Origin of the sequence: Desulforadius tongensis, assembly GCF_016907915.1 — a bacterium.
GTDB lineage: Bacteria > Bacillota > Desulfotomaculia > Desulfotomaculales > Desulfohalotomaculaceae > Desulforadius > Desulforadius tongensis.
Window position 1 is genome coordinate 1 of the sequence record NZ_JAFBCW010000059.1, and the last position, 1,686, is coordinate 1,686.

Genomic DNA, 1,686 nt, shown 5'->3' on the forward strand with positions numbered 1-1,686 from the left:
AAACTTTTCAGCGATGCCTTTGTTTACTTTCTTCAGGTATTCCGATACCTCTGCTGTAAGCACCTTGCGTCGATACTTGATGCAGCAAATGTAGTGAAATCGAAGAGAATATACAGCATGGCAACCTTTGTCCAATTGGTATTTCATAGCTTTATTCTACAGGAGGTACTAATGCAAAACAATAGTTCTCCGGAAAAACACGGCCCGCCTTTCATCCCCGCCCTTCGCTCTCGCTTCGCGAGCAAGGAAAGCTCAGGACGGGGACTTCCCGGCGGGAAAGTTAAAATGATGGAGGAGGGAGAGAAATGCATCAAGAACTTTTAACCAAGGCCAGAATGGCTAAAGAGGCTTCCCGCAGTTTGGCCTACATATCCACCGGGGCAAAAAACAAAGCCCTGCTGGCCATGGCCGACAGCCTGGAGAAAAAGAGCGCCGAAATATTACAGGCCAATGCTAGGGATATGGAAGCCGCTGCCGAGAAAGGCATTACCGGTGCCCTGCTGGACCGGCTGCGTTTAACGGAAGCCAGAGTTGCAGAAATGGCCAACGGGCTGCGGGAGGTGGCCCGGCTGCCGGATCCGGTGGGAGAAATGCTGTCCATGTGGCGCCGTCCCAATGGTTTGGAAATTGGGCAGATGAGAGTACCGCTGGGAGTGGTGGGGATTATATACGAGGCCCGGCCCAACGTGACGGTGGATGCGGCCGCCCTGTGTTTGAAGGCCGGCAACGCTGTGCTTTTGAGGGGAGGATCCGAAGCCATTAATTCCAACCTGGCCATTGCAGGCATAATATCTAAAGCGGCACAAGACAGCGGCCTGCCTGAGGGAACAATTACCATCCTGGAAGATACCAGCCGGTCAGTGGTGAACGAAATGATGAAATTGAACGATTACATTGATGTGCTGATTCCCCGGGGTGGCGCCGGTTTAATTAAAGCAGTGGTAGAAAATGCCACCGTGCCGGTTATTGAGACCGGGGTGGGCAACTGCCATGTGTATGTTGATCAATATGCCGACTTGGATAAAGCCCGGGCTGTTGTAGTCAATGCCAAGTGCCAGCGCCCGGGAGTCTGCAATGCTGCGGAAACACTGCTGGTGCACAAAAATGTCGCCGCCCAATTTTTGCCCGGGGTATTGGAAGAGCTGCGCTCCCGGGGGGTAGAAGTGCGGGGCTGCAGCGAAACGGCAAAAATAGTGCAGTGGGTAAAAAATGCCGGCGAAGAAGACTTTGCTGCAGAGTTTCTGGATTTGATTATAGCAGTACGGGTGGTCAATGACTTAAAAGAAGCGCTGGAACATATATACCGTTACGGCACCAAACATTCAGAAAGCATTATTACAGAAAATTACACTGCGGCACGCCAATTTTTACAGCGCGTGGATGCCGCAGCGGTGTATGTAAATGCTTCAACACGTTTTACTGACGGTCACCAGTTTGGGTTTGGCGCGGAAATCGGCATTTCTACCCAAAAACTGCATGCCCGGGGACCAATGGGGCTTAAGGAGTTAACCACCATCAAATACGTGGTGTATGGAGATGGGCAGGTTAGGGAATAACAAAACTGCCCCGGCTGCTGTACCGGGGCGGTTTGTTGTTTGCCTGGCATGTCTGCCGAGCCGATGGGTTGAAAGAAACCCTGTCGCCTAACCAGCGGGAAGACAACCTGTAAGCAAGGGCGTCACTGGT

At 52.1% G+C, this 1,686-nt stretch carries 2 protein-coding genes; one reads left to right on the forward strand and one right to left on the reverse strand.

Annotation, left to right across the window (positions count from 1 at the left end; all coding sequences use genetic code 11):
• Positions 1-147 (reverse strand): transposase (locus tag JOC37_RS13640; protein WP_204619589.1); only part of this gene is annotated, 147 nt, incomplete at its 3' end.
• Between the two features lie 158 nt (positions 148-305).
• Between JOC37_RS13640 and JOC37_RS13075 the strand changes: the two genes are divergently transcribed.
• On the forward strand, positions 306-1,556 hold the full coding sequence (locus JOC37_RS13075; protein ID WP_204619587.1) for a glutamate-5-semialdehyde dehydrogenase: 1,251 nt from the start codon (positions 306-308) through the stop codon (positions 1,554-1,556).
• The last annotated feature ends 130 nt before the right edge of the window (positions 1,557-1,686 follow it).